We start from the raw sequence: 25,489 nt of genomic DNA, 5'->3' as shown, positions 1-25,489 counted from the left end.
CGGGCTTTGGTGAGTAAATTAATGAGTTCTCACGCAGAGGAGGACACTTGCGTGGGCGGCTTTGCCGACTTGAGCAAAGTGTCCGTCGCGCAGAGGCGCAGAGAGAATTGAGAGGGTTTAGTATTGCTCAACCTCTACTTCCTACTTCTGACTACCCACTTATCATGGAACAAAGCCTGTACATTAATATTAAGCAATGCTGACCCGTATTAAAGACTTAGCCGCAAAACTAGCACCCCGTCTGATTGAGATTCGTCGTCATATTCATTCTCACCCGGAACTTAGCGGTCAAGAATATCAAACTGCTGCCTTTGTGGCTGGTGTTTTGTCTTCTAGTGGTTTGCGTGTACAAGAGGGTGTTGGCAAAACGGGTGTTGTGGGCGAAGTTAAAGGTTCTACTCAGGATGAGCATTTTTTGGCAATTCGCACTGATATGGATGCTTTACCGATTCAAGAATGCTCTGGGTTGGATTATGCTTCTAAGGTAGAAGGGGTTATGCACGCTTGCGGTCATGATGTCCACACGACTGTAGGTTTGGGAACAGCAATGATACTTGCTCAAATTGCTGAGGAGTTAGGCGGAAATGTGCGGTTTTTGTTCCAACCTGCTGAGGAAATTGCCCAAGGCGCACATTGGATGATTAACGATGGTGTGATGCAGAATGTCTCGGCGATTTTGGGGGTTCATGTTTTCCCTTCTATTCCGGCTGGTTCTATTGGTGTGCGTTACGGTGCTTTGACTGCTGCGGCTGATGATTTGGAAATTTTGATTTTTGGGGAATCTGGACATGGTGCGCGTCCCCATGAAGCGGTTGATGCTATTTGGATTGCTGCACAGGTGGTTACTGCTTTGCAACAAGCTATTAGTCGCACTCAAAACCCTCTGCGTCCGGTGGTGTTGAGTATTGGGAAGATTAACGGTGGTAGGGCGGCTAATGTGATTGCTGATAAGGTACAGTTGTTAGGCACGGTGCGATCGCTCCACCCAGAAACCCGCACTCAACTGCCTAACTGGATTGAGAGAATTGTCGCTAATGTCTGTCATTCTTATGGTGCTGGTTATCAGGTAAACTATCACCAAGGTGTCCCCGGTGTCAATAATGATTATGCACTGACGCAATTATTCCAATCCGCAGGTGAGCAAGCTTGGAGTAGCGATCGCGTGCAAGTTTTACCAGAATCGTCTCTCGGTGCGGAAGATTTTTCTTTGTATTTGGAACACGTTCCCGGTGCTATGTTTCGCTTGGGTGTGGGCTACCCAGACCGCATTATTAATCATCCGTTACATCATCCAGAATTTGAAGTGGATGAATCTGCTATCATCACAGGAGTTGTCACAATGGCTTACGCTGCTTATCAGTATTTTCAGCGCAAATAAGCCTCAAACTTACTACGGAGATTTGCTAATGCAGCTGCTTAAATTCCCTAATGTCACCATCATAGCAGGAGAGAATGCTGTTGCTGTTGATCAACTTCCTCCTATATGGCAGGACATTGCTCAGGGAGAAGCACCTACTGGACTCCCCAATCCTCAAAGTTATGTGGAGATGGCGCAGTTGTTTTTATACAAGTTAACTCAGGGTGATGTTGACTTATTTCATGAACGTCCAGAACTCGCTCCTCTCAAACCTGCTTTTTGTCAGTTATTCGGACAATTAGGACGAGAAACTTTAGAGTTCTACGCTCAAGATTTCATGATTCACAATTATCCTGATTTTGCCACAATTTTGGAGGATTTGGAGTCTGAAGGGTCTGATGCTGTTGATGCAATCCCAGTTGTAAATATTGGCTGGGAACTGTTCACTGAGTTTGGTCATGAACTCCCAGCTAGTTTTTATCATGTACATTTAGCACCAATTTATCGCGATCATATTTTTGAGGAACGCGCTTTGAGATTTGACAAGCGAGATATCTCTCACAAGCGTGCTTGGGATGCTATGCTTCATGCTTGTAAAGTGTTCGCTGTGCAAATGAAGGTGCAGAGTATCGCCTCAAAGTATGGTTTTACTTATCAGCATGGTTGTGGTTGTAATTCCCACCTATCGGCGATTGATGTCTCTGGTGGTGCATTTGAGTATGAGTTAAGTCCACAAAAGCGCGATCGCTGGATTCGTAGTTTTATCTGGACTGCTTGGTATGAGTATGCTTTCTTTCCGATTGTGCCGAATACGATTTATTTAGTTTAGATATAGCAATTTCAGGTGAGGTACAGTCAGTCAAAATTAAACGCAGATAAACGCAGATAAACGCAGATAAATTTTTACCTCATTGGACTAGAAAAGGTTATATTTCACTCCTTCCTACTTTTGATTTTTGAATTGGAGCGAAGCGACTTGACAATATCTGCTCAGATTCTACCACTCTATAAAGAGCCAGAACGCCTGGAAACTCGGCTGGCGGAAATTCCCGCAGAACCGGGTGTTTATTTTATGCGCGATGGGAGCGATCGCATTATATATATAGGTAAGTCGCGTAAGTTGCGATCGCGTGTTCGTTCCTATTTCCGCGATGGTTACAACAAAACTGAACGTATCGCCACAATGGTTAAGCAGGTGACAGAAATTGAGTTCATTGTCACCGATACGGAAGCGGAAGCTTTGGCTTTAGAAGCTAATTTAATCAAGCAGCATCAGCCCTATTTTAATGTGCTGCTCAAAGATGATAAAAAATATCCTTATGTTTGTATAACTTGGTCTGAAGATTATCCCCGGATATTTATTACCCGTAAACGTCAGCTAGGAAAAGAAAAAGATAAGTATTACGGCCCTTACACTGATTCTGGTCTATTACGAGGAATATTACACTTATCGAAACGCATATTTGCCTTAAGACAACGACCTCAACCGTTGTTTAAAGACCGTCCTTGTTTAAATTATGATTTAGGTCGCTGTCCTGGTGTATGTCAACAGCTAATCTCACCCACAGAATATCGTCAAACTGTGCAGAAAGTTGCGATGGTGTTCCAAGGACGGACTCAGGAACTAATCGAAATTTTAACAGAACAAATGCACAAAGCCGCAGAGTCGTTAAACTTTGAGTCTGCGGCGCGAATTCGTGATCAAATAGGGGGGTTAAATTCTCTCAACGCACAGCAGAAGGTGTCTTTACCAGATGATACCATTTCACGGGATGCGATCGCTCTAGCTGCTGATACCCAACACGCCTGTATACAATTATTTCAGATTCGCGCTGGGCAGTTGGTGGGACGTTTAGCATTTGTTGCGGAATCTCAAGCTGAACCAGGCGCAATTTTACAACGGGTATTAGAAGAACATTATCAAACTGCTGATTCTGTGGAAATTCCCGCCGAGATTTTGGTACAGCATGATTTACCTGATGGGGAAATATTAGCAGCAGCTTTGACGCAACGCAAGGGTAGAAAAGTCACAATTTTAGCTCCTCAGCGTCAAACTAAGGCAGAATTAATTGAGATGGTAGAACGCAATGCCCAATATGAATTACAAAGAATGCAAAAATTGGGCGATCGCAATCACCAAGCTTTGCAAGATTTAGCCACAATTCTCGACTTACCCGACTTACCGCACCGCATCGAAGGTTATGATATTTCTCACATTCAAGGTTCTAATGCGGTAGCTTCTCAAGTCGTGTTTATCGATGGAATACCCGCCAAGCAACATTATCGCCACTATAAGATTAAAAATCCCACAGTCACCACAGGACACTCAGATGATTTTGCCAGTTTAGCCGAAGTGATTCAGCGACGCTTTCGCAAGTATGCGGAAGATTCACAATTACCAAGAGTAGATAATCCTGACTGGCCTGATTTAATTATGATAGATGGCGGTAAGGGTCAATTATCGGCGGTGGTTGCGGTTTTGCAAGAGATGAATTTATTAGAAGAGTTGCGAGTTGTTAGTTTAGCCAAGCGACGCGAGGAGATTTTTTTACCAGGAGAGTCAACACCTTTAGCAACTGATAGCGAACAACCAGGAGTACAGTTGTTGCGAAGACTGCGGGATGAAGCGCATAGATTTGCAGTGAGTTTCCATCGTCAACAACGCAGTGATCAACTCAAGCGATCGCGCTTAGATGAAATTCCCGGTTTAGGACATCATCGCCAAAAACAACTTTTAGCATATTTTCGTTCCGTTGACTATCTCCGACAAGCCACACCCGCACAAATCGCTGAAGTTCCCGGTATTGGGGCGAAGTTGGCTCAAACCATCTACGATTATTTTCATCCTTCAGATAGTTGACAGATTGTCTATGATTAATACTTCTAGACAAGGGAACACCAAAAAATAAATTATCCAAATTGACTGTTAGTAGGGTGCGTCAGGATGAATATTTTCTTGGTATAGCTAGGGTTTCTCGTACTGACGCACCCTACATTTTGGATGTTTTTTATTTGGAAGTCCCAAAAGTTATCTAGCCATTACCAATCTCTAGGTTAGCCAATACTAAGCTAATCGTCATTCATTTTTCCAGACTGAATCGCTTGTATTAAGGGCTTCAACCCTGGCTTTATGCAACTTAAATGCTGATTAGCTTAGGAATCAATAGTCTTGGCAGTTTTAGCAGAGGGTTGAATTTGGGAAACATTAACCAAACCTTAAGAAAACTTTTTTTGTTACCAAGGCTACAGTAATTCACTGCTGTTAAGATTTGAATAAAAAGATAGCTTTTAAGTTTCTTGAAAATGACTGTTAATAAACTTGTCTCAAAGGACTGGCTATTGGGATCAGTCATATTCTAAGAAATTTGACATAAAATATTAATTCTTATATCTCCAGTAGGATGGTAAAAGCACCTGAACATTAAGATAATAAACAAGAATCTCGTACAATTTGCAAATCTAAAACCTGCTTGAAAATAAACAGCTATACATCTAGCTGTTGATATTTTTCTCTATTAATATAATATTTTCTGGCTACATTTAGCAATTCTTTCTTAATCAAGATAATTACAACCGGGGTCAAAACAATGGTACATAAAATTTACTGCCCAAACTGTGGCAGTGAAGCTGAACGTCACTATATTTTAGATAGTCAATTAACTAGAACACAGTGCCACAAATGTGATTATTTGATGATTAACTGTACTCTGACAGGGCGAGTTATTGAAGCTTATGCGCCAGGAATTCATGCAGCCGCAATTCATTTAAAAAAATAGGAAGCGGAGGGAGCGGAGGAGAAGGACTTTTACCCAGTCCCCAGTCCCTTCCAGTTCCTATCACCCTTGAGACTTTTGACTGGTTCGCAGTTGTCCACAAGCTGCATCAGCTTCTAAACCACGGGAGTAACGCACACTCACAGCAATGTTTTGTTGTTTGAGAACTGTGACAAAAGCTTGAATGCGATCGCGGTTTGGGCGTTTGTAATCAACTTCTTGGATGGGGTTGTAGGGGATTAAATTCACATGACTTTGAAATCCCCGCAGACGTTTTGCTAATTCTAAAGCGTGTTCTGGTAAATCGTTGACACCAGCTAGCAAGATATATTCAAAAGAAATCCGCCTTCCGGTAATGGCTACATATTCCCGACATTCTGTCAGCAAATCTTCAATTGGATAAGGGTGTGCGCTGGGGATAATTTGCTCACGTAGGGCTTGATTTGGAGCGTGGAGACTAACAGCTAGGGTAACTTGTAAATGTTCTTCGGCTAATTGACGGATGCGATCGCGGATGCCTACAGTAGAAACAGTCAGCGATCGCTGTCCAATACCCACATCTTGATTCAAACATTTAATTGCAGCTAAAACATTCTCAGTATTTAACAACGGTTCACCCATGCCCATGAATACTACATGACTCACCCGTTGTTGAAAATCCTCTTGTACAGTTAAGACTTGATCAACAATTTCATGTCTGCCTAAATTGCGTTTGTAACCACCTTTACCAGTAGCGCAGAAATCACACGCCATTGGACAACCCACCTGGGTAGAGACGCAGACAGTTAACCGCTTGTCTGTGGGAATACCAACGGTTTCGACAATCTGCCCATCAGCGAGTTGTAACAGATACTTCACAGTACCATCTGGTGCAACAGCCCGGTAGTGAATTTGAGAACGTCCGATGGGAACATCTGCAACTGTAGCACGCCATTGTTTCGGGAAAACAGAAATATCAGCAAGCGATCGCACTCCCTTGTGATAAATCCAATCATGGAGTTGCTTACCTCGATAAGCAGGTTGTCCTTGCTGCTGCACCCAAGCAGTTAACTCAGCCACCGAAGCACCGAGTAGCGGGGTTAAAGTTGTTGTGTCTGGGATGGGAGAGTTAACCGGAGAAACAAGAGGCGTAGCAGACATAGAAAATCACAATGTTGATGCTGAATCTCTATGGTACAACTTTCACATCGAGTTGGGGACTGGGGACTGGGGACTGGGTAAAATATTCTCCCTCATCCCCCTACACCCCTATAGCGACTTCATTCTTCTTCGCCATCACTGTTTTCACATGATCAGCTAGCCGAATAGCTAAAGCGACAATGGTGAGTGTGGGGTTAGCATAACCGCCTGTGGGAAAAACAGAACTACTGGCGACGAATAGGTTAGAAACGCCGTGAACTTGACAATTGCGATCTACAACACCCTGTTTTGGATCGTCATTCATGCGTGTTGTTCCCAGATGATGATGTAAACCGGGATGGATTAATTTTGGTAAATTGCCATCTCGTGCAATTTGTAACTCACCGATGCCAGCCAGCGCAATTTCTTGTTTTAAGATTTCCTGTGTTCTCTTGATGTGGTCGATATCAATATCATGCCAACGCCAGTTTAACTTAACTCGCTGACGACCGAGAGCATCGCGATCGCCTGTCAATGTGATCCGATTTTCTGGATCAGGTACTTGTTCAGTTAATTGAAATAGTTCAAACCCAGCAAATCGCTTTTCCTTCCCTGGAATATATGACCAACCACCCCAAGGAAGACTAGGAATAAAAGGTTGCTGTTTAGTAATTGCTCCGTAAGCAGCAGGTAAGATATAGTCAAGACCCATAACAACATTACCCAAGTGCTGGAAAATGTTTTGATAAACTTGTGGATCATAGATTGATGACAGCAATTTCTTGAGTGAATTTGCTGCTTTTAATTGATATAGTTGCGGAACCGGTAATAATAATGTACTAATATTTAGTAATTTTTCGCGCTGCATCACATTTTCTGATAGAGCTAACTTGCCCATGACAGGGATGTTATTAACTCGCCGCAAATCATATAAAGCTGTCTTCTTAAAAACATCTCGATTAGTAGGAATCAAATGACCACAGTTAACTAGAGAATGATCCATAAAGAATCTACCCACTAGATCATTTTGATTACCTAGACCAGTTTTTTGAACCTTGTTAGATAGTAATAGTAAACGTGTCGTTTCTATACCACCTGTAGCCAGAATCACAACTTTAGCACAAACCCAGAATTCTTTTCCTGACAAACAGGCTACTCGTAAACGAGTGACATTTTTGGCTGTTACATCTGTTTCAATTTCCATTAAATTCGCATGGAGATAGGTAGTAATATTACTAGATTTCTGAATTACTTCCCGGTACTCATGGGTAAACACAGCACGAGGCCCAAACTGAAACATAGTAGTAGTGACATTACTAGAAAATGGTAGTTGAGGCGTATCAGCATCTTCCCAACTGGCAGCATCATAGGCAAAAGCTCCGAGTTTACAAACTGCTTGCGCGCGTTCATAGAAAGGATCAAGGTGAGATTTATCAAACGGCCAACCACTATAAGGAAGCCAATCACGCTTTTCAAAATCAATTTTGTCTAGTGGTACGTGTCTCACACCAATTTCATTGTTACCTATGCGAACCTTCCAATAGTTTGCAGTTCCACCAAACTGGAAACAACGTTGAGATTCTAATGTGTCAAACATATTATTAACACTTTCACCTAGAGCCAGTGATTGAGTCTTCTGATCAAAATCTAGTCCACCACTTTCTAATAAACAAACCCGAAAGTCTGCACCTGATAATTCACGAGCTAAAGTGATACCTGCCGGCCCAGTGCCAACAATGCAAACTTCAGTTTCAATGGTTTCATCTTCAGGTAGTGTACGTGCGTCGATTAACATGAAATAATTACCTTTGCCCAACCTAATTTTTTTTTGAGACGGGACTTTTAGATAACTTCTATCTTTCACGCACAAATTTCCACAAAACCTAGTCAACTGAGTTGATCAGCTAGTCTCCTCAGTCAATATGGTTTTAGCCTGGGTGCTAGATATTAGTTCAAGTACCTTCTGTCCTTAACTCAATAGAAATGAATATGGCACAACTTAATCAGGATGACTATATACTTCATGATTGTTCTTGAGGCTTGATTCAGTAGTTTTTTTGATAAAGATAAATTTGCAGTTATTTAAGTTACATAAAAAAAGTTAGTTATGTTACATAATCAAAAATTCAATGTAGGTAAAAACATCTAAAAACAAAGCTTGTTTAATGCCTACTGCAAATTTATTTTGTATAAATAAATAATTATTTATTGAAATTCATAAATATAGCTTTTAATGAAAACTTAAAAATTGAAGCTTTTTATGATTAATTACTTGATTAAATATTTAAATATTTTTAATGAAATCTGTTTTAAAATTCGTAGTAAGGGGCGGGTTTATGAATAATTCCTTCTACCCAGATATTTACTCCTTTAACCCGCCCGTACTTTAGACCTGATTATATATGCCTAGGCTGGTGTAGAAAGGACTAAAGACCTTACTACAAACCAGTTCAACCAAAAGTTGAACCATTCCAACCCCACATTGCACCCTTAGCATCTGCAAACTCAATATAAATACGATTTTGTGGCACTCCCAGAGTTTGATTAATCTGTTGGCAAAAATCCTGACTCATCGCCTTAGTTTGATTAGGGTTCATTGTGCCAATACTCTTAATTTCGATATAACAAACTGGTTCTGTAGTCCCAGCAAAAGTCATAGGAATTTCCGCTTCAAAAGCAGTCATCACATAAGATTCTGGCTTTCCCAGATGATTGGCTAACTTAGCTGAGAGACTTTTTAACATTGTCTCAATTTCAGCTTTTGCAGGTGCAGACACAGAAGTTTGTACTTTAATTAGAGGCATAATATCAATTCAAAATTCAAAATTCAAAATTTAATATTAACCCAAGTTGATGATGCAAGAAGATATTAGTCATTAGTCATTAGTCATTAGTCATTAGTCATTAGTCATTAGTCATTAGTCATTAGTCATTAGTTTTTCCTCCTCATCCCCCTCATCCCTAATCCCCACCTTGGCGAAATAAGCGACTATACTCAGGATGATAGAGACGCGATCGCCCGTTAGTTTGTGATAATGCTGGACTAATTACATAAAGTGTGGTACGAATCAGATTTTCTTGTTGGGTACAGTCTGCCATTTGCTTGAGAGGTACAACCTTAATTTTTTCATCCGGCCATCCTATGCGAAAACAAATTGCTACGGGGGTATCTGCTGGGTAATGTTCCAGTAATTTGGCTTGTGCTGTTTCTACATGACGCGCACTCAGATATAAACACAAACTAGCTTGATGGGCGGCTAAAGAAGCTAATTCTTCCCGTGCTGGTACTTCTGTTCGTCCACTGATGCGCGTGAGGATGATAGTCTGCACTAAGCTAGGGACAGTTAACTCTACTTTTAGCGTAGCGGCTGCGGCTTGAAAAGCACTAATACCGGGAATGACTTCAAACGGGATATTAGCCTCAGTTAGAAGCTGTATTTGCTCGTGCATAGCACTGTAGAGACTAGGATCACCTGACTGGAGACGAACTACAGATTTATGCTGCGATCGCACTCGTTCAACCATTAAAGGTAGAATCTCTTCTAAAGTTTTATCAGCCGTGCGAATAATTTCCGCATCTTCCCGACAAAACTGCAAAAGCTGTTCAGGAATCAGGGAATCAGCGAATAAAATTACATCTGCCACAGCTAGCAGTTTTTGAGCTTTGAGCGTCAGTAAATCTGGATCTCCAGGGCCTGCACCCACAATATAAACAGCAGCTGCTATGGAATTTTGATAATCTTTCATACGAACATTTTTAATAAGCTTGCGTAATTACTTGTAAATATCACCATTTCCAAAAATTTTTTAGGAATTTGCTCAGTATCTTTCCGGATTTACCCTATAGGGCTAGTAGAGAGAAATGGTAGATGCACCCTGGTTAAGCCCTAGAGACAACTCTGGGGCATTTTTTATTAGTCGTTAGTCATTAGTCATTAGTCATTAGCTTTTCTCCCCTGCTCCCTCATCCCCCTCATCCCCCTCATCCCCCTCATCCCCCTCATCCCCCTCATCTCCCTCATCTCCCCTACTCCCCTATTCCCTATACGCTACTGTTCACTAGGAGAAACGACATCAGGTAAAGGACGCTGACGCAGATAAAGCCACGCTAAACCAGCTAAACCTAAAGCAATTCCACCGAGACTGACAACTTGTGCAATTCGTAGCGGCCCTAGCATCAAGCTATCAGTGCGAAGTCCTTCAATCCAAAAACGTCCTGAGCTGTAGGCTACTAAGTAAACCATAAATAATGTACCTACCCGCAGGCGTAGCTTCCCTGATAAACCTCGAAAGAATAAAGTAATCAACAGGGCAAACACCATTAAATCCCACAGCGATTCATAGAGAAAAGTGGGATGGAAATATTCAAAACTGGCTAACTCTGGGGGACGGCGTTCTGGTGGAATGTACAATTTCCACGGTAAATTGGTAGGACGACCAAAAGCTTCAGAGTTGAAGAAATTACCCCAACGCCCAATTGCTTGTCCTAAAATCAGTGAGGGAGCTACTAAATCTGCTAGTTGCCAAAAAGAAACTCGTTTGAGCTTGGCAAAAATTAACGCCGCTAAAGTCCCGCCAATAATTGCTCCATGAATGGCAATACCACCTTGCCAGATAGCTATAATCCGTCCAGGATTTTGGGCATATTCTGACCACTGAAATAAAACATAATAAAGCCGTGCGGCGGGAATTGCACTGATTACCAACCAAATTGATAAATCACTCAACAACTCTGGATTAACATGACGACGTTTTGCTAAATATTGGGAAAGGCTAACACCGATGAGTACAGCGCAAGCGATAAGTAAGCCATACCAACGGATAGCAATTGGCCCTATTTGCACCAAAATCGGGCCGGGAGAAGTAAACACAAACGCTAAAGGCAAAGCGGAAATATCCAGTACCATCTAAATTTACCTAGATTAATTCTGATCCAGTGTCGTTCATAGTCAATGGTCATTAGTCATTAGTCATTAGTCAATAGTCGTTAGTCATTAGTCATGAGTTTTTCTCCCCTGCTACCCAATCCCCAATCCCCAATCGCCAATCCCCAATCTCCAGTCCCCCAGTTTAGATATAATCACCTCAAATAACTTTTATACATACCAAGATTGTGATTGCAATTTATCCGGGTAGCTTCGATCCGATAACTTTGGGACACGTTGACATTATTCAGCGTGGTAGCCGACTGTTTGATGAGGTGATTGTTGCTGTATTGCGAAACCCCAATAAAGTACCACTGTTTAGCGTACAGCAACGTTTAGAACAAATTCGTCTGGCTACAAGTCATCTATCTAATGTCAAAGTAGATAGCTTTGATGGTTTAACTGTCAATTATGCCCAGAAACGACAAGCACAGGTGTTGTTACGGGGTCTGAGGGCGATTTCTGATTTTGAAGTAGAACTCCAGATGGCGCATACTAATAAAACACTTTCTACTCAAATCGAGACAGTTTTTTTAGCAACATCAAATGAGTATAGTTTTTTAAGTAGTAGTGTAGTAAAAGAAATCGCCAGATTTGGTGGTTCTGTCGATCATCTTGTCCCCCCGCACATTGCCTTAGATATATACAAATGCTACAACCAAAACTATCCAATAGCGAACCCAATCACAACGGAAGCTATCCCCCAGAGTACGTCAACGGAAACTCCCCTGGAGAAAATACCCAAACAGGGGGGGTAGATATTCAGCAGGAATTTGATCGCTTAGAGGAAATTATCCTGTCTAGTTTTCGCATCCCCCTGACAGGACGCACATTAGTCGATGAAGAAAAATTATTAGAACAGCTAGATTTCATCAGAGTTTCTTTACCGTCCATTTTTCAGGAAGCTGCCGTTATTTTGGCACAAAAAGATGAAATTCTCTTAGAAGCGGAAGAATATGGACAACAGCTTGTTGATGCGGCTGTAGCCAAAAGAGCGCAAATTTTAGCGGAGAGCGATATCATCAGGCAAGCTGAAAAAGACGCGGAACAACTGCGCCGTCAAGTGCAGCAAGAGTGTGACGCGATGATGAAAGAAACTCTGGCAGAAATTGAGCAGAAGCGGCGGGCTTGTCAACAAGAATTAGAAGAAATGCGACAAACTGCGATCGCTCAAGCTCAAGAAATTGAAACTGGTGCTGATGAATACGCTGATCGTGTCTTGGAAGGTATCGAACAAGATTTAAAAGATATGTTACGAATTATCACCAACGGACGACAACAAATCAGAGTGGATAGGCAATCACAGCAAAATTCACATTATCAAAGACACAAGTAAATCAATAGTTATCATCGAATTATATATAAAGCAGGAAAACCAATATGCAAGCCTACAAACTCTACGCCAAAATTGATGAATCTGGTCATTTAATTATTGACCAACCTCTCAATATTTCTCCCGGAATTGTAGAAGTTATTATTTTGCAACCCATTGCATCTACAGAAAGTTCTACAGCAGCCTCTACCGAACCACAAGCAGATAAGCCAAAACGGAAATCTAAAGTAAAAGCATTTGCAGGTTTATTTGAAAATGCTCTTCCTGTTCCACCTGACTTTGATGCTGATGCAGCGAGATGGGAAGCATTAAAGGAGAAGCATAATCTGTGAGAGTTCTGTTAGACACTAATGTTATTCTTGATGATGCTCTTGAACGTGAACCTTTTCTAGCAGCCAGCGAACAAGTTTTGGTAATGGTTGAGGAAGGAGCAATTGAAGGTTATGTTTCTGCTTCGATTTTTAGTGATTTATATTACATTATCCGCCGACCAAGGGGTCGAGAGTGGGCTGCGACTTATCTAAAACAGTTAGTCACTTTCTGCCGTATTGCTACTGTAGATAGCAACACAATCAACATGGCGTTAAACGCTAATTTTAGAGACTTTGAAGACGCTATTCAATACAGCACTGCGGTAATTAATCAATTAGATGCTATTGTTACTCGCAACCTTGGAGATTTTCCTGTGACTACTCCTCGAATTCTCACACCTGAGCAATTAATTCAAGAATTGACAAATACGCCATAAAATATTTCAGGTGAAAGTTTTGTTAGGTCTTTTGAAAATTGGCGTAAAACTTTTTTGTAAATATATTGAAAAGAAGGACTAAAGTCCTTACTACAAACTTTTAATTAAAGTAAGTCATCATACACCAAAATTATGCGGTGCGTTACGGCTAATTTTGAGTTTCGCCAACGCTCAAATTTTGACATAGCCGTAACACACTCTACGAGATTTACAATGTATATGTAAAATCGTTGACTAACATTCCAGGAACTAAACTACCTCCTAGTTGACGGCTTTCGTATGTCCCCACTTCTGGAATGAACTCTTGAAAGTTGGTGAAGTCTACTAAGTTCTCTCCCCAAAAACGATAGAGGCTTTCATCAAAGCGCAGGTTTTCTATGGGTGCGATAATTTCACCGTTTTCTACCCAAAAACAAGCGTAACGGGTCATTCCTGTAATTCTACCAGTTGGGCGATCGCTCCAATTTAAGTAATGCAAATTCGATACATACAACCCTGTGTCTAAACTAGATAGAATTTGCTCATAACCTAAGTTACCTTGACTAATTTCTGGCGCACGTAAAGTTTCTGAACTATTCGCACCATTGGCAGTTTTTTGATATTCTTTCGCCGTGCGAGAATTAATTAAGGTATTTACTAATCTACCATTTTCTATTATTGGTAGTTCTGGTGCTGCTATTTCTCCCAATTCATTAAATCGCGGTACTAACCCCCGTTGAAAATTTTCTTTCATACTAAATGCAGCCGACAATTGTTTTTCTTGTCTTGATAAAATGCCTAAAGCACTATTACCTTGTTGGATATCTGCTTCACTCACAGCACCCCAAGATAACATCCCCAACAAATCAGCAACGGCGGCTGGTGCAAAGTAAGTTTTGTATTGTCCCCTTGGTAATTCTTTCGGTTTACTTGATAGTAATTTCAGTTGTTGTTTAGCTTCGCTGATTTTATTCTCATAAGCTGCTGCATCCCAATTACTACCAGCAAATATTCCTTTAACTGCTTGTCCAGAGGCAATAAATAAAGAATAGTCTAAAGTAAAATAATCGGTGGCAAACCAATGTATTTGTCCACTAGAATCACCATAAGCTCTAATGACTATCCCCCCGGCATATATTCCAGTAAAATCTAATTCTTGAACTGGTTCTAATATGCTTGTTACTAATACATCTGGTGTTAATAAGTTACCTGTCTTGACTTCTCGACTGGTATGATTTCCTGATGGTAAAACGATGTATGGATCAACTGGTAATACAGGCAGTTCATCCCTTAATTCTTGCAAGGCATTGTATGCAGCTTTCCAGTCTGTTTCCCAGTTTCCTGTAAATGGGAACTGTCGAAAACTACTGCGCTGATTTGCAAACAGAGTTAATTCAACCCAACCATCAGCTACATAGCCAGTTTGCCGAACTTTGGCATTATTAAAGCGAGTAAATTGACTGCGTTCACATTTTAATTTGATGGTGAATTGTTCATTTTCTGCTTTTTTAGTCAGCAGTGTTTCTAATATTTGATTAAAACTAACTTCTAATGTGGATAGTTCTTGGTTCATAATTAAGAATAATGGACATAAAAAATGTATTTAATTAATGTTGGGTTTCCTTGCGTCAACCCAACCTACACAACTACGAACTATACTATTTTGAATTTTTAACTTCCTCCGCCAAAGACTTCGACGTTAGCGAATACACAAACTGGTGAACCATGTCCTACCCAAATGGCTTGGTTGGGTTCGCCTTTCCCACAGTAAGGTGTACCGTACATTTCCCAGTTGGAGTCATTCCCGACTTGAATTAAGCTGTGCCAAAATTCTGGGGTGGTGGCTCGATAGTTAGGGTTACGCAGGGTTTTGGTAAGTTTACCATTTTCTATTAATTTGGCATACTCACAGCCAAATTGAAATTTATAACGGCGATCATCAATTGACCAAGAACGGTTAGATTCCATGTATACGCCATGTTCTATGTTACTAATCATCTGGTCAAAACTGGCGTTTCCTGGTTCTAAGTTTAAGTTTGCCATGCGGTCAATTGGGGCGCGGTTCCAAGAGGATGCACGGGCGCAAGCTACCCCAGGAATTCCGGCTCTAGCTTGACTTTCTAAACTGCCTAAACCTCTTTGTAATACACCTTCTTTGATTAAATATTCTCGTTGGGCGATCGCTCCTGTATCATCAAAACCATAACTGGCATATTCACCTTCAACGGTGGGGTCAAAGGTAATATTCATCAAGGGCGAACCGTAGACTAATTTACCAAAGTCGTTGGCGGTGACAAAGCTACCTCCGGCGTAGTTGCGTTCATCTCCTAAGATGCGGTCAATTTCTAAAGGATGTCCGACACTTTCATGAATTTGTAGCATCATTTGGTCGGGTGCTAAGACTAAATTGGTGCGGGTGGTGGGACATTCTGCGGCGGTTAACAATTCTAGGGCTTGTTCCCCAATTTTCTGCACCTGTCGCCATAAATTATCTTTTTGTAACAGTTCCATGCCGCCTTGATAACAATGTGCTTGCCAACCGTTATTACTGCGTTGTTGGACTACTGCCCCATCTTGTGCGATCGCTCCATAATGAGTTCCTAAAGATAATATCTTTTGATATATCTCAGAACCATTGCTACTTGCAAACCAACTTTCTTTTTGATTCGTGCTGATGTTGGCTGTAGTTTGCACAATTTTGTCGCTAACTTTTAATGTCTGACAAATTCGCACCAATAAATCATTAATTTCCCCTGGACACAGCGCATCTAATGGTTGTAAAAATGGGGAGTTATATTCACCTACAACTTTCGGACGTTCTGTTTCCCGAAAAGGGTAAATTCGCCACTGACTAGATGCGAGTGCTTGCTTATACGCCATTTCTGCCGCCGCTTGTAGAGATGGCAATTCTAAAGAATTAGTGGCTGCATAACCGATACAGCCGTTAACTAATACTTCTAGCATTGCTCCCATTGTGGTTGATTTGCCGTTTGATTGGGGCAAACCATCACGGACATAATGGTTAGCAGCAGTTTCTTTAACAACTCGAATACCGATCCAATCAGCAGGTATTTTAAAACTAGCGATCGCTTTTGTTAATTCTGACCACATAATACAATTCAAAATTCAAAATGCAAAATTCAAAATTATTTTGAATTATTTTGTTTGGTTTTGACGACTATTGCTGCAATTATCTTGATTAATTCGTTGGTTTCGCCCAAAATTGCTCATAGTCGGTTTTCTGGAATCAATTCAGTAGCAATTAGAAGTCTAAGCCAATATCTGGTTTCCCTCCCCTCTTTCAGTGCAATTTCTAGCTTATTGACAAAATCTGCTGTACTCTGAGCCGCTTGAGATTCTTCAACATTTGCTCCAATAGAAGTTCCAGAACGAAGCAACTGCTTAGAAATAGTTCTTACTACGCCTGGACTTTCATCCAGCACCTTGCATAGATTAATAATCCGAATGGCAAACTCAAAGGTTCTATCAGTAATCGCTTTATTGTGACTCATCATTTTGAATTTTGAATTTTGAATTTTGAATTTTCAATTTAACTCCTATGCCAACGTGTACCTTGAGGGCTATCTATTAAAGTTATACCTTGAGCTTGTAATTCGTTGCGGATGCGATCGCTTTCGGCAAAGTTCTTAGCTTTTCTCGCTGCTTGTCTTTGCTCAATTAAATCCTCGATTTCTGCATCACTCAAACCCGCTTGTGTCAGGGTTTCATCATCTGGGGTGGCTTCTAAACCTAAGACTTGAGCTAACGTCACCAGGGTGTACCATTGACGGTGCAGTTCATCGGCTGGGGTTTTGGTACTTCCCTCATGCACTAAAATATTACCTTCCCGGCGCAATTCTTTAGCTAATTCAAACAACACGGCTAAACCACCAGGGAAATTAAAATCATCATCGCCTAATTCTTGAAAGCGGGCGGCAAGTTCGGGAATAATTGATGATTCTGTACCCCATCCTAGTTTTTCGCCGTATTGATAGCCAAAGAGTAACCCTTCTTTTAGGGTTTTCCAGCTATTCTCAGCAGTTGCGATCGCCTCTGCTGTAAAATCTAAAGGTTTGCGGTAATGTGCCTGTAACACAAACAATCTTACAGCCATTGGGTTAACTGGCTCACCTTGCCAATTCCCCACACCATCTAACAATTCTCTAATGGTGATGAAATTACCCAATGATTTCGACATTTTTTGACCATTCACCATTACCATGCCGTTATGTGTCCAATAACGCGCCAATGGTTGATTCATAGCTGCTTCTGACTGAGCAATTTCATTTTCATGGTGAGGAAAAATCAAATCACCACCACCACCATGAATATCAATGGTTTCCCCTAACTTAGAGCGTATCATGGCCGAGCATTCTATGTGCCATCCCGGACGACCTTGACCCCAAGGCGAATTCCACGCCGGTTCTCCTGGTTTTGCTTTCTTCCATAAAGCAAAATCAAAGGGGTGTTGCTTTTTACTTTCTGATTCTTCTGTGTCTAACCGTCCGCTAGCACCAGCTTGCATTTGTTCTAGTTCTCTCCCAGAGAGTTTACCATACTCAGGAAAGCGTTCAACACGGTAATAAACATCACCACCGACTGCGTAAGCTAGACCTTTTTGTTCTAAAGTCTGAATCAGTTGATGAATTTCGGGAATATGTTCAGTGACGCGGGGATACTCATCCGCATCCATCACATTTAAACGGCGGATATCTTCAAAATAAGCATCAATAAAGCGGTTAGATACCGCTTCCATCGTTGAACCTTGTTCTTTGGCGCGGTTGAGAATTTTATCGTCAATATCGGTAAAATTTTGGATGTAGGATACCTCAAAACCTCGCCAGAGCAAATAACGGCGAATCGTATCCCAAACGATGTAAGAACGTGCATGACCCAAATGGCAGTAGTCATAAACTGTAACACCGCAGCAATACATCTTAACCTTGTTTGGTTCTACGGTTTCAAACGGTTCTTGACGACGGGAGAGGGTATTGTAAATAGTTAGGGTCATAACACAGTAACTTTGAAATAGAGATACGCAATAATAGGGTAAAGCCGGAGGAATAATTCTCCAGCATCCCTATGCTAGTACATCCCGGCAGCAATACAACTACCATTTAAAGCAGTACAAAAGCCCAAAATACAACTCTTGAGACTTTTGACTTCCCTAGCAACTTTTTAACTTGTCTCGGATTATCTAATTTTTCGCGCACAGTATTATGCAATCAGCAGTTACTTCTAATTCTCAACCAATGGATGCCCCCAAGCAAGGAATGCCAGTCACGATTATTACTGGATTTCTCGGTAGTGGCAAAACAACTTTACTTAACCATATTCTCAGTAATCAACAAGGTTTAAAAACTGCCGTTTTAGTCAATGAATTTGGTGAAATTGGCATTGACAACGAGTTAATTGTTTCCACTGATGAGAATATGGTGGAACTCAGTAATGGTTGTATCTGCTGCACTATTAATAATGATTTAGTCGATGCTGTATACAAGGTTTTGGAACGGGAAGAAAAGCTAGATTATTTAGTTGTAGAAACAACAGGACTAGCAGACCCTCTACCCGTAGCTTTAACTTTTTTGGGGACAGAACTTAGGGATTTAACCCGGTTAGATTCGATTATTACGGTAGTAGATGCAGCGAATTACAGCTTAGATTTATTCAACTCTCAAGCAGCTTACAGTCAAATTGCCTACGGTGATGTGATTATTTTGAATAAGGCAGATTTGGTTGATGAAGCGCAATTAGATGATTTGGAAAGAAAAATTAACGAGGTGAAGGAAGGAGCAAGGATTTTAAGAACTACGCGATCGCAAGTTTCTTTACCTTTAATTCTCAGTGTCGGACTGTTTGAATCTGACAAATATTTTGACACTGTTGATGAGCATGATCACTCACATCATGATCATGACCATCACGACCATGATCATGATCATTCTACCTGCGGTCATGACCATCACGACCATGATCATGATCATTCTACCTGCGGTCATGACCATCACGACCATGACCACCATCACCACCATCATTCTGATCACTTAGAAAATGATGGTTTTACCTCCATATCTTTCCAAAGTGATAAACCCTTCTCAATTCGCAAGTTTCAATATTTTCTAGACAACCAGCTACCTACAAATATCTTCCGCGCCAAGGGGATTATGTGGTTTGACGAAAGTCCTAAACGTCATATTTTCCACCTGTGCGGTAAACGGTTCACCCTAGATGATGACGAGTGGAAAGGTGAACCCAAAAATCAGATCGTGCTAATTGGGCAAAATTTAGATCGGGAAACTTTACTCAGTCAATTAGAAAACTGTCTGTGTCTTCCTTCCACTAACCGAGGTAAAGGGTTTGGGAAATAGTTATTAGTCATTAGTCATTAGTCATTAGTCATTAGTCATTAGTCATTGATGATTAAATTGACTAATGGCTGATGTTTAAGAAAAAATGAATATTATGCGCGTAATTATCCAGCGAGTGAAATCATCTCAAGTTAGTGTTAACGGTGAAATTGTCGGCAAAATAGAACGAGGATTAAATTTACTTGTCGGTATTGCTGATACAGACACAGATGCAGAACTCGACTGGATGGCGCGTAAATGTTTAGAGTTACGCCTGTTTCCTGATGCAGAGGGTGGTGACAGGTGGCAAAAATCTGTGCAAGAGATTGCTGGTGAGTTGTTGGTAGTTAGCCAATTTACCCTTTACGGTGATTGTCGCAAAGGTCGCCGTCCTTCCTTTGACCGTTCCGCGAATCCTTCGCAAGCTGAAGAATTATATCACAGTTTTGTAGCAAAGTTAAGAACTAGCGGTTTAAAAGTAGAAACAGGTAAATTCGGTGCAATGATGCAAGTCAGCATCGAAAATGACGGCCCCGTAACATTAATACTAGAAAGATAGTCATGAGTCATTAGTCATTAGTCCTTAGTTATTAGTCCTTAGTCATTAGTCGTTAGTTGTTAGCTTTTCCCCTCTGCTCCCAGTCCCCAGTCCCCAATCCCCAATCTCCACCAAATGATGAGACAATATTAAACTAATGATTACAAAAGTTTAAGTTGATTGATCATGGCAAAAATCCAGTTTTCCAGGGGACTTAACGAAGAAGTAATTCCAGAGGTACGTTTAACGCGATCGCGCAGTGGTGACAGTGGTACAGCAACGTTTATTTTTACAAATCCTACAATTTGGGCTGAAGGTAGCACGGAAGAAGTCACCGGAATGTACCTAATTGACGAAGAAGGGGAAATAGTCACCCGTGAGGTTAAGGGTAAATTTATTAACGGTAAACCAGAAGCGATTGAAGCAGTTTACTTGATGAAATCCGCACAAGAATGGGATCGTTTTATGCGCTTCATGGAACGATACGCTGAAGAAAACGGTTTAGGATTTAGTAAAGCTTAAGTAGTCCTTGGGGATTGGGCATTGGGCATTGGGCATATATCAATTCAAAAAAATTCAAAATTCTTACATTAAAGAATTGTGGGGAAAAATCTCCCTTGCTCCCTTGCTCCCCTGCCCCTCTGCTTCCTCTGCTTCCTCTGCCTCCTCTGCTCCCCTATTCTCGATTCCCTTTTTCATCTCATGACATCACAACCCCATCCAGATGCGCCGGGAATGATGGTAACTTGCGCGGTTGTTACCGTCAGCGACACGCGTACCCCAGAGACAGACAAAAGCGGTAAAATTATCCAGCAGTTGCTAGCTGCTGCTAACCACACTGTGGCAGATTATGCAATTATTCAAGATGAACCAGCGCAGATTCAACAACAGATAAAATTACTCTGTCAAAAAGCGAATTTGGATGTTGTGATTTTTAATGGTGGTACAGGGATAGCACCTAGAGATACTACCTATGATGCTATTGAGAAGTTGTTAGAAAAAACTTTGCCTGGGTTTGGGGAGTTGTTTAGATTTTTAAGTTATCAAGAAATCGGTTCTCGTGCGATCGCCTCTCGTGCTGTGGCAGGTGTGTATCAACAGAAACTCATTTTTTCTCTACCTGGTTCTAGCAATGCAGTGCGATTGGGCATGGAAAAATTAATTTTACCAGAACTGACTCATTTGGTTAGTCAAATACGGAAATCAATCAGGGAGTAGGGAGTGGCGAGTGGGGGAGCAGAGGGAGCGGAGGAAGCGGAGAAAGCGGAGGGAGCAGGGGAGCAGAGGGGAAAAGCTAACGACTAACCACTAATGACTAATGACTAATGACTAATGACGACTATTTATTTGGTCTACCGCAACCTTCTAAAACAGTATTACCCATAATAAATATAGCTGAGTAGGGATATTTGATATCAGACATCCCATCACTACAGGATTCTACTTTTTTCATCACCAGTGTATTAGTTGTATTGTTTCTACCTCTGAATCGATAAACTCTTACTAAGTCCACTGGACGACCGGATGCTGTTAACGGCGCGACATAGGGGAAGGTTTGGCGAGTTTCTGGTGTGGAGTAGATAATACCTTTTTTACTAATTTTTACACTCCAAAATGGTTCTGTTCCACTGACAATAAACTCTTCTGTATTCCTGCTTCTATTGTTAGCTTGAGCCACTAATAAATTACTATTGTTAGCATTGCTGGGACTGCTTGTTAATAAACTGGTGCTAATTCCCATTAACAATATTGGCGCAATTAATCTTTTCATCTGTTCATTGGTTAACTCTATGAATAGATCCAATGTATTGACAGACGATTTCTTAAGAAAGAATCGGAAAAATTATGTTTTGCGGTTTGCGCCTACTTTGCAAGCAGCCCCTTCTGTTCTTGTTTCCTTACGAGAAGCTGACAGCCTCTTAGTAAGGAAATATTGCTCTTTTACCTGGACGAATATCACCGTGGAAGAATCCCTTATTACGTCCCATAAAAACGGCATCTCCCAAGCCGACAAACTGAGAATCTTTTAACACTTCCCACAGTTTTTTGAAGTCACCGTTCATGGGTTGCATATCCAGCGCACGGAAGTAGAGATGTTGGCTGTTGCGAACACCGCCAACTGCTTTGTTTACCTGGGGTGGACGGTAGCCGGAAGTAATGATGATAGGTGAGCCGAACTTCTCTCTGACTTCTCCCCAAACTTTAGCCAGTCTAACTGCATTCTGTACATATTCAGAAATAGTAGGAATGCGAGTACAGCCCTTAGTGGCTTCACCCCAAGTTAAAGGTATACCTTCGACAATGTATTGGTTCTCATAAACTACCTCACCATTGGGAAGTTTCATTGACTTTCCAGTACGTTTCCCCGCATCTAAATTGAGTTTGGGTTGTGAGTTACTACTGTCATTAGTTTTACTTGCCGTCTCTTCCTTGCCTTTGAACTCTAGCAACTCCTTAGCCGTAGTTACTCCCAGGAGCAAAGGGAACTCTAGTTGATTATCTTCTTTGAAGTCTGCAAAAGCTTGTTTGGTGATCGGGCCTACAATACCGTCTACCTCTATCTTCAGGATTTCTTGTATTTCTTTAATCAGTTCTGGAGAACAATCAATGATGGAAATCGTGGGCGCGGTTGCTTGAATAAACTCAGATAGGGATTTGATGTTAGAAGTCATATATGATTACAAATCTTAAACTGACGTAAATTAACAGTCTTGTCAAGTTGTTTGCTATTTGCATCAGATAGTATCATATTTAACCTTCTTCAAACACGTTTAGTAAAGTGTTCGATATTACTTTAACTTACTATGAGGATAGAGAATGGTTGATAGGTGATCAAAAACTCAATAGAATAACCCCACCTTCTTCCAGAAAGCGGGGTTATGGTGTTATGGTTTTTTAAAAAAGATTTAAACCGGCGCGATGAGCTACGCCCGACCGGAGGTCATCGCTAAACAAATTGCGGCTAAGATAGCGGCGATGATATAAAATACGCGCACTACTTGCAACTCTGACCATCCAGATAACTCTAAATGATGATGTAGAGGAGCCATTTTAAACAGACGTTTACCTTTACCATCGGGGCCTTTTGTGGCTTTGTAATAACTTACCTGTGCCATTACAGATAGGGTTTCTACAAAGAAGATGCCACTGAGAATAAACAAGGCTACTAAGGTGTTAGTTAACAATGCTACGGCTGCTAAAGCCCCACCTAAAGCCAGAGAACCAGTATCCCCCATAAACACACGGGCTGGGTTGTGGTTATGTGCTAAGAAACCTAAACAGCTACCACTTAAGGCAGCACAGAAAATCATTAATCCTAGGGAAGTAGGAGCAACTATAGTACCTAATGCTAGCAGGGCGATCGCTACTGTTCCAGCTGCTAAACCATCAATACCGTCAGTTAAATTAGTGGCATTACTCTCGGCGACAAGCACAAAGCCAGCTAAAGGCCAAAATAAGAATCCCAAAGGTAGAGTAAAGCTCACCCAAGGTAAAGCAATATTGGTAATATTGCCTGTTTGATTAAACATCAGCCACAGACAAAAGGCGAAAGCAAAACTAATTTGCAATAACAATTTCATCCGGGGAGAGATGCCTTTATTAGACTTGCGTCGGAGAATTTGCCAATCGTCAATCCAGCCAATTAAACCATAGCTGAGAGTTAACGCGGAGACGGCAAGGACTTCTGGGGCAAAATTAGACCAAACACAAGCAACTAGCACAGCCACGGGGATAAAAAAGATACCGCCCATAGTAGGTGTGCCAGCTTTCTTTAAATGGGCTTGGGGGCCATCCTCTCGGATAATTTGCCCAGTTTTGAGTGCTTGCAGTGTAGGTACTACCCAGTAACCTAAAGCTGCTGATATCAGGGCAGACATTACCAATGGCAGAGTCAGTGACATACCCTGCCAAGGGGTTCTATTTGCCAGACTATCTAAAATTACAGATGCTATACCCAGTCCGGCGGCTAGGCCAGAAGCCAGACCAATGCCAGAAACATTTAATCCTTGGTTTGGAGATAATTTCGCGTCCACAAAACCTTCCCTTCACTCCACACTTAATCAAACTAAAAAACAGAATACGTTTTCAACAATCCCAGTCATCAAAGACTAATCTTCATCTAGACTGATATCGTCATCGTCATCATCCAGGTAGTCGATGCCGTCATCTCCACCGAGAAATTCTGATATTTCTTCTTCCTCATCTTGAAAGTCAGGTTCAAGTTGATCGCGCGCAATCAGCCTACCGTTGGCTTGTAACCAATCTAATAAAGAAGATTCTTGCTTGAGGGGGATGACAGCAGCACGCTGATTTCTGGGTTCTTCACGTAGGGGAGAATTCAACATATCGACTAATAGGCAAAAAAGCTTATGTAACTTGACATTAAGAAGTCTATCACTTGAGACGCGATAATTTAGTTATTTCTTCAACTCAGGGATGAATAAATCCGCAAGCTCACCAAAATATTTTATTTAATAGTGATAGAGGAATTAACAACTGATTCTGAGTAATTTTTCCGGGTTCATACATAGACATTCATATCAACTTAATGTGGCTTTAATCCTGATAGTTTTTGAGGGCATAGGTAATGTTTAAAAAAGCAGCTCTACTAGATGCGATCGCTGGTACTAATCGGGGTTTACTCGCTAGTGAACCGCAAAAACAGGCTATCTTAGCGGCGATCGCCACCTTAGAAGACCTAAATCCTACACCGCGTCCATTAGAAGCTACCAACTTGCTAGAAGGCAATTGGCGATTACTCTATACAACCAGTAAGGCTCTCTTGAACATAGATCGCCTACCTGTATATAAACTTGGTCAAATTTATCAGTGTATTCGGGTAGAAACCAAGAGCGTCTACAACATCGCCGAAATTTATGGCTTACCTTATCTTGAAGGATTAGTTAGTGTAGCTGCTCAATTTGATCCTGTTTCCGAACGGCGTATCCAAGTCAAATTTCAGCGTTCTATCGTCGGCTTACAACGATTAATAGGATACACTTCTCCAGAGAATTTTATCCAACAAATTAGCTCAGGGAAAAAATTTATGGCTTTGGATGTACCTATCAATAGTGATACACAACAAGGCTGGTTGGACATCACCTATCTTGATGAAAATTTGCGGATTGGCAGGGGTAACGAGGGTAGCGTGTTTGTTTTAAGCAAAACATAATATTTTTCTCAAAAATGTATTTGCGAACGAACTTATTCGATCATTGACGCTTTGTCAAGATGGTTTTGACACCATACTATAGTTTGTGATTTGGGACATAACAGCAACTAAAGGTAGAGATTGGTAGGTGGGGACTGGGGATTGGGGACTGGGGGCAGGGGATTAGGGGGCAGGGGAAGATGAGGGAGATGGGGGAG

Annotated in this window: 26 protein-coding genes; 13 read left to right on the top strand and 13 right to left on the bottom strand. The window is 41.3% G+C overall.

The window, feature by feature from the left end:
- Window positions 1–196 precede the first annotated feature (196 nt).
- The 4 genes from A3775_RS09355 to A3775_RS09340 all read left to right on the top strand — a co-directional run bounded on the left by A3775_RS09355 (window position 197) and on the right by A3775_RS09340 (window position 5,133).
- On the top strand, window positions 197–1,378 hold the full coding sequence (locus A3775_RS09355; protein ID WP_066424684.1) for a M20 family metallopeptidase: 1,182 nt from the start codon (window positions 197–199) through the stop codon (window positions 1,376–1,378).
- Window positions 1,379–1,406: 28 nt separating this feature from the next.
- Window positions 1,407–2,186 (top strand): hypothetical protein, encoded by a 780-nt coding sequence (locus A3775_RS09350; protein WP_066424682.1) that lies wholly within the window; start codon window positions 1,407–1,409, stop codon window positions 2,184–2,186.
- A 147-nt stretch (window positions 2,187–2,333) separates the two neighbouring features.
- A complete protein-coding gene (gene uvrC, locus A3775_RS09345) occupies window positions 2,334–4,217 on the top strand; it encodes an excinuclease ABC subunit UvrC (protein WP_066424786.1) in 1,884 nt (627 codons plus the stop codon).
- A 727-nt stretch (window positions 4,218–4,944) separates the two neighbouring features.
- Window positions 4,945–5,133: a replication restart DNA helicase PriA gene (locus A3775_RS09340; RefSeq protein ID WP_066376746.1), complete on the top strand. Its 189-nt coding sequence runs from the start codon at window positions 4,945–4,947 to the stop codon at window positions 5,131–5,133.
- A gap of 60 nt (window positions 5,134–5,193) precedes the next feature.
- Here the strand turns inward: A3775_RS09340 and rlmN are convergent, their stop codons facing one another.
- The 5 genes from rlmN to lgt all read right to left on the bottom strand — a co-directional run bounded on the left by rlmN (window position 5,194) and on the right by lgt (window position 11,156).
- Window positions 5,194–6,270 (bottom strand): 23S rRNA (adenine(2503)-C(2))-methyltransferase RlmN, encoded by a 1,077-nt coding sequence (gene rlmN / locus A3775_RS09335; protein ID WP_066376744.1) that lies wholly within the window; start codon window positions 6,268–6,270, stop codon window positions 5,194–5,196.
- Window positions 6,271–6,370: 100 nt separating this feature from the next.
- Entirely contained in the window at window positions 6,371–8,044 is a 1,674-nt protein-coding gene (locus tag A3775_RS09330; RefSeq protein WP_066424679.1) for a GMC oxidoreductase, read from the bottom strand.
- 655 nt (window positions 8,045–8,699) lie between these two features.
- A complete protein-coding gene (locus tag A3775_RS09325; protein WP_066376741.1) occupies window positions 8,700–9,053 on the bottom strand; it encodes a phenylpyruvate tautomerase MIF-related protein in 354 nt (117 codons plus the stop codon).
- 157 nt (window positions 9,054–9,210) lie between these two features.
- Window positions 9,211–9,996, bottom strand: coding sequence for a precorrin-4 C(11)-methyltransferase (gene cobM, locus A3775_RS09320; RefSeq protein WP_066424675.1), 786 nt, complete (start codon window positions 9,994–9,996; stop codon window positions 9,211–9,213).
- A 302-nt stretch (window positions 9,997–10,298) separates the two neighbouring features.
- Complete coding sequence (gene lgt, locus A3775_RS09315; RefSeq protein ID WP_066376736.1) at window positions 10,299–11,156, bottom strand: prolipoprotein diacylglyceryl transferase; 858 nt, start codon at window positions 11,154–11,156, stop codon at window positions 10,299–10,301.
- Window positions 11,157–11,362: 206 nt separating this feature from the next.
- Between lgt and coaD the strand changes: the two genes are divergently transcribed.
- From coaD to A3775_RS09295, 4 genes are read left to right on the top strand one after another with little or no spacing between them, the layout of a single operon-like run.
- Window positions 11,363–11,932, top strand: coding sequence for a pantetheine-phosphate adenylyltransferase (gene coaD, locus A3775_RS09310; protein ID WP_066376734.1), 570 nt, complete (start codon window positions 11,363–11,365; stop codon window positions 11,930–11,932).
- Window positions 11,824–12,510: a DivIVA domain-containing protein gene (locus A3775_RS23505; protein ID WP_082803707.1), complete on the top strand. Its 687-nt coding sequence runs from the start codon at window positions 11,824–11,826 to the stop codon at window positions 12,508–12,510. Before coaD ends, A3775_RS23505 begins: the two co-directional genes overlap by 109 nt.
- Before the next feature lie 44 nt (window positions 12,511–12,554).
- Window positions 12,555–12,839 carry a hypothetical protein gene (locus A3775_RS09300; RefSeq protein ID WP_066376733.1) on the top strand — a complete coding sequence of 95 codons (285 nt, stop codon included), beginning with the start codon at window positions 12,555–12,557 and terminating at the stop codon, window positions 12,837–12,839.
- On the top strand, window positions 12,836–13,255 hold the full coding sequence (locus tag A3775_RS09295) for a PIN domain-containing protein (protein ID WP_066376732.1): 420 nt from the start codon (window positions 12,836–12,838) through the stop codon (window positions 13,253–13,255). Before A3775_RS09300 ends, A3775_RS09295 begins: the two co-directional genes overlap by 4 nt.
- 208 nt (window positions 13,256–13,463) lie before the next feature.
- On the opposite strand, the gene A3775_RS09290 is transcribed toward A3775_RS09295, so the two are convergent.
- From A3775_RS09290 to cysS, 4 genes are all read right to left on the bottom strand, one after another.
- Window positions 13,464–14,807 carry a TldD/PmbA family protein gene (locus A3775_RS09290; RefSeq protein WP_066376731.1) on the bottom strand — a complete coding sequence of 448 codons (1,344 nt, stop codon included), beginning with the start codon at window positions 14,805–14,807 and terminating at the stop codon, window positions 13,464–13,466.
- 98 nt (window positions 14,808–14,905) lie between these two features.
- Complete coding sequence (locus A3775_RS09285; protein WP_066376730.1) at window positions 14,906–16,345, bottom strand: TldD/PmbA family protein; 1,440 nt, start codon at window positions 16,343–16,345, stop codon at window positions 14,906–14,908.
- Between the two features lie 116 nt (window positions 16,346–16,461).
- A complete protein-coding gene (locus A3775_RS09280) occupies window positions 16,462–16,749 on the bottom strand; it encodes a four helix bundle protein (protein WP_339373684.1) in 288 nt (95 codons plus the stop codon).
- A 35-nt stretch (window positions 16,750–16,784) separates the two neighbouring features.
- Window positions 16,785–18,245, bottom strand: coding sequence for a cysteine--tRNA ligase (cysS, locus tag A3775_RS09275; protein WP_066376728.1), 1,461 nt, complete (start codon window positions 18,243–18,245; stop codon window positions 16,785–16,787).
- 208 nt (window positions 18,246–18,453) lie between these two features.
- Between cysS and A3775_RS09270 the strand changes: the two genes are divergently transcribed.
- From A3775_RS09270 to A3775_RS09255, 4 genes are all read left to right on the top strand, one after another.
- On the top strand, window positions 18,454–19,602 hold the full coding sequence (locus tag A3775_RS09270; RefSeq protein ID WP_066376726.1) for a GTP-binding protein: 1,149 nt from the start codon (window positions 18,454–18,456) through the stop codon (window positions 19,600–19,602).
- Window positions 19,603–19,696: 94 nt separating this feature from the next.
- Window positions 19,697–20,140, top strand: coding sequence for a D-aminoacyl-tRNA deacylase (gene dtd, locus A3775_RS09265; RefSeq protein WP_066376910.1), 444 nt, complete (start codon window positions 19,697–19,699; stop codon window positions 20,138–20,140).
- Between the two features lie 165 nt (window positions 20,141–20,305).
- Window positions 20,306–20,641, top strand: a complete 336-nt coding sequence (psb28, locus tag A3775_RS09260) for a photosystem II reaction center protein Psb28 (protein ID WP_066376725.1) — start codon at window positions 20,306–20,308, stop codon at window positions 20,639–20,641.
- Between the two features lie 180 nt (window positions 20,642–20,821).
- The gene (locus A3775_RS09255; protein WP_066376723.1) at window positions 20,822–21,337 is read left to right on the top strand and encodes a molybdenum cofactor biosynthesis protein B; all 516 of its coding nucleotides are present in this window, start codon (window positions 20,822–20,824) and stop codon (window positions 21,335–21,337) included.
- A 121-nt stretch (window positions 21,338–21,458) separates the two neighbouring features.
- On the opposite strand, the gene A3775_RS09250 is transcribed toward A3775_RS09255, so the two are convergent.
- From A3775_RS09250 to A3775_RS09235, 4 genes are all read right to left on the bottom strand, one after another.
- Window positions 21,459–21,890 (bottom strand): COG3650 family protein, encoded by a 432-nt coding sequence (locus tag A3775_RS09250; protein ID WP_066376721.1) that lies wholly within the window; start codon window positions 21,888–21,890, stop codon window positions 21,459–21,461.
- A 148-nt stretch (window positions 21,891–22,038) separates the two neighbouring features.
- A complete protein-coding gene (locus A3775_RS09245; protein WP_066424673.1) occupies window positions 22,039–22,791 on the bottom strand; it encodes a D-Ala-D-Ala carboxypeptidase family metallohydrolase in 753 nt (250 codons plus the stop codon).
- Window positions 22,792–23,043: 252 nt separating this feature from the next.
- Window positions 23,044–24,153 (bottom strand): phospho-N-acetylmuramoyl-pentapeptide-transferase, encoded by a 1,110-nt coding sequence (gene mraY, locus A3775_RS09240; RefSeq protein WP_066376718.1) that lies wholly within the window; start codon window positions 24,151–24,153, stop codon window positions 23,044–23,046.
- Window positions 24,154–24,228: 75 nt separating this feature from the next.
- Window positions 24,229–24,465 carry a DUF3134 domain-containing protein gene (locus A3775_RS09235; protein WP_066376714.1) on the bottom strand — a complete coding sequence of 79 codons (237 nt, stop codon included), beginning with the start codon at window positions 24,463–24,465 and terminating at the stop codon, window positions 24,229–24,231.
- A 242-nt stretch (window positions 24,466–24,707) separates the two neighbouring features.
- Between A3775_RS09235 and A3775_RS09230 the strand changes: the two genes are divergently transcribed.
- Window positions 24,708–25,292 carry a PAP/fibrillin family protein gene (locus A3775_RS09230; RefSeq protein ID WP_066376712.1) on the top strand — a complete coding sequence of 195 codons (585 nt, stop codon included), beginning with the start codon at window positions 24,708–24,710 and terminating at the stop codon, window positions 25,290–25,292.
- Window positions 25,293–25,489 lie beyond the last annotated feature (197 nt).

This window comes from Anabaena sp. 4-3 (genome assembly GCF_001597745.1).
GTDB lineage: Bacteria > Cyanobacteriota > Cyanobacteriia > Cyanobacteriales > Nostocaceae > Trichormus.
Note: the sequence above shows the minus strand (reverse complement) of the source record. Positions and strands in the feature narration are given on the sequence as shown.

Coding starts and splice junctions, on each gene's coding strand:
- A3775_RS09330 (WP_066424679.1), bottom strand. CDS start 8,044: ATGTTAATCGACGCACGTACACTACCTGAAGATGAAACCATTGAAACT.
- cobM (WP_066424675.1), bottom strand. CDS start 9,996: ATGAAAGATTATCAAAATTCCATAGCAGCTGCTGTTTATATTGTGGGT.
- A3775_RS09270 (WP_066376726.1), top strand. CDS start 18,454: ATGCAATCAGCAGTTACTTCTAATTCTCAACCAATGGATGCCCCCAAG.
- A3775_RS09235 (WP_066376714.1), bottom strand. CDS start 24,465: ATGTTGAATTCTCCCCTACGTGAAGAACCCAGAAATCAGCGTGCTGCT.
- A3775_RS09245 (WP_066424673.1), bottom strand. CDS start 22,791: ATGACTTCTAACATCAAATCCCTATCTGAGTTTATTCAAGCAACCGCG.
- A3775_RS09290 (WP_066376731.1), bottom strand. CDS start 14,807: ATGAACCAAGAACTATCCACATTAGAAGTTAGTTTTAATCAAATATTA.
- lgt (WP_066376736.1), bottom strand. CDS start 11,156: ATGGTACTGGATATTTCCGCTTTGCCTTTAGCGTTTGTGTTTACTTCT.
- psb28 (WP_066376725.1), top strand. CDS start 20,306: ATGGCAAAAATCCAGTTTTCCAGGGGACTTAACGAAGAAGTAATTCCA.
- A3775_RS09325 (WP_066376741.1), bottom strand. CDS start 9,053: ATGCCTCTAATTAAAGTACAAACTTCTGTGTCTGCACCTGCAAAAGCT.
- A3775_RS09250 (WP_066376721.1), bottom strand. CDS start 21,890: ATGAAAAGATTAATTGCGCCAATATTGTTAATGGGAATTAGCACCAGT.
- A3775_RS09285 (WP_066376730.1), bottom strand. CDS start 16,345: ATGTGGTCAGAATTAACAAAAGCGATCGCTAGTTTTAAAATACCTGCT.
- A3775_RS09255 (WP_066376723.1), top strand. CDS start 20,822: ATGACATCACAACCCCATCCAGATGCGCCGGGAATGATGGTAACTTGC.
- cysS (WP_066376728.1), bottom strand. CDS start 18,245: ATGACCCTAACTATTTACAATACCCTCTCCCGTCGTCAAGAACCGTTT.
- A3775_RS09280 (WP_339373684.1), bottom strand. CDS start 16,749: ATGATGAGTCACAATAAAGCGATTACTGATAGAACCTTTGAGTTTGCC.
- A3775_RS09300 (WP_066376733.1), top strand. CDS start 12,555: ATGCAAGCCTACAAACTCTACGCCAAAATTGATGAATCTGGTCATTTA.
- A3775_RS09230 (WP_066376712.1), top strand. CDS start 24,708: ATGTTTAAAAAAGCAGCTCTACTAGATGCGATCGCTGGTACTAATCGG.
- rlmN (WP_066376744.1), bottom strand. CDS start 6,270: ATGTCTGCTACGCCTCTTGTTTCTCCGGTTAACTCTCCCATCCCAGAC.
- A3775_RS09350 (WP_066424682.1), top strand. CDS start 1,407: ATGCAGCTGCTTAAATTCCCTAATGTCACCATCATAGCAGGAGAGAAT.
- A3775_RS23505 (WP_082803707.1), top strand. CDS start 11,824: ATGCTACAACCAAAACTATCCAATAGCGAACCCAATCACAACGGAAGC.
- A3775_RS09340 (WP_066376746.1), top strand. CDS start 4,945: ATGGTACATAAAATTTACTGCCCAAACTGTGGCAGTGAAGCTGAACGT.
- A3775_RS09355 (WP_066424684.1), top strand. CDS start 197: ATGCTGACCCGTATTAAAGACTTAGCCGCAAAACTAGCACCCCGTCTG.
- dtd (WP_066376910.1), top strand. CDS start 19,697: ATGCGCGTAATTATCCAGCGAGTGAAATCATCTCAAGTTAGTGTTAAC.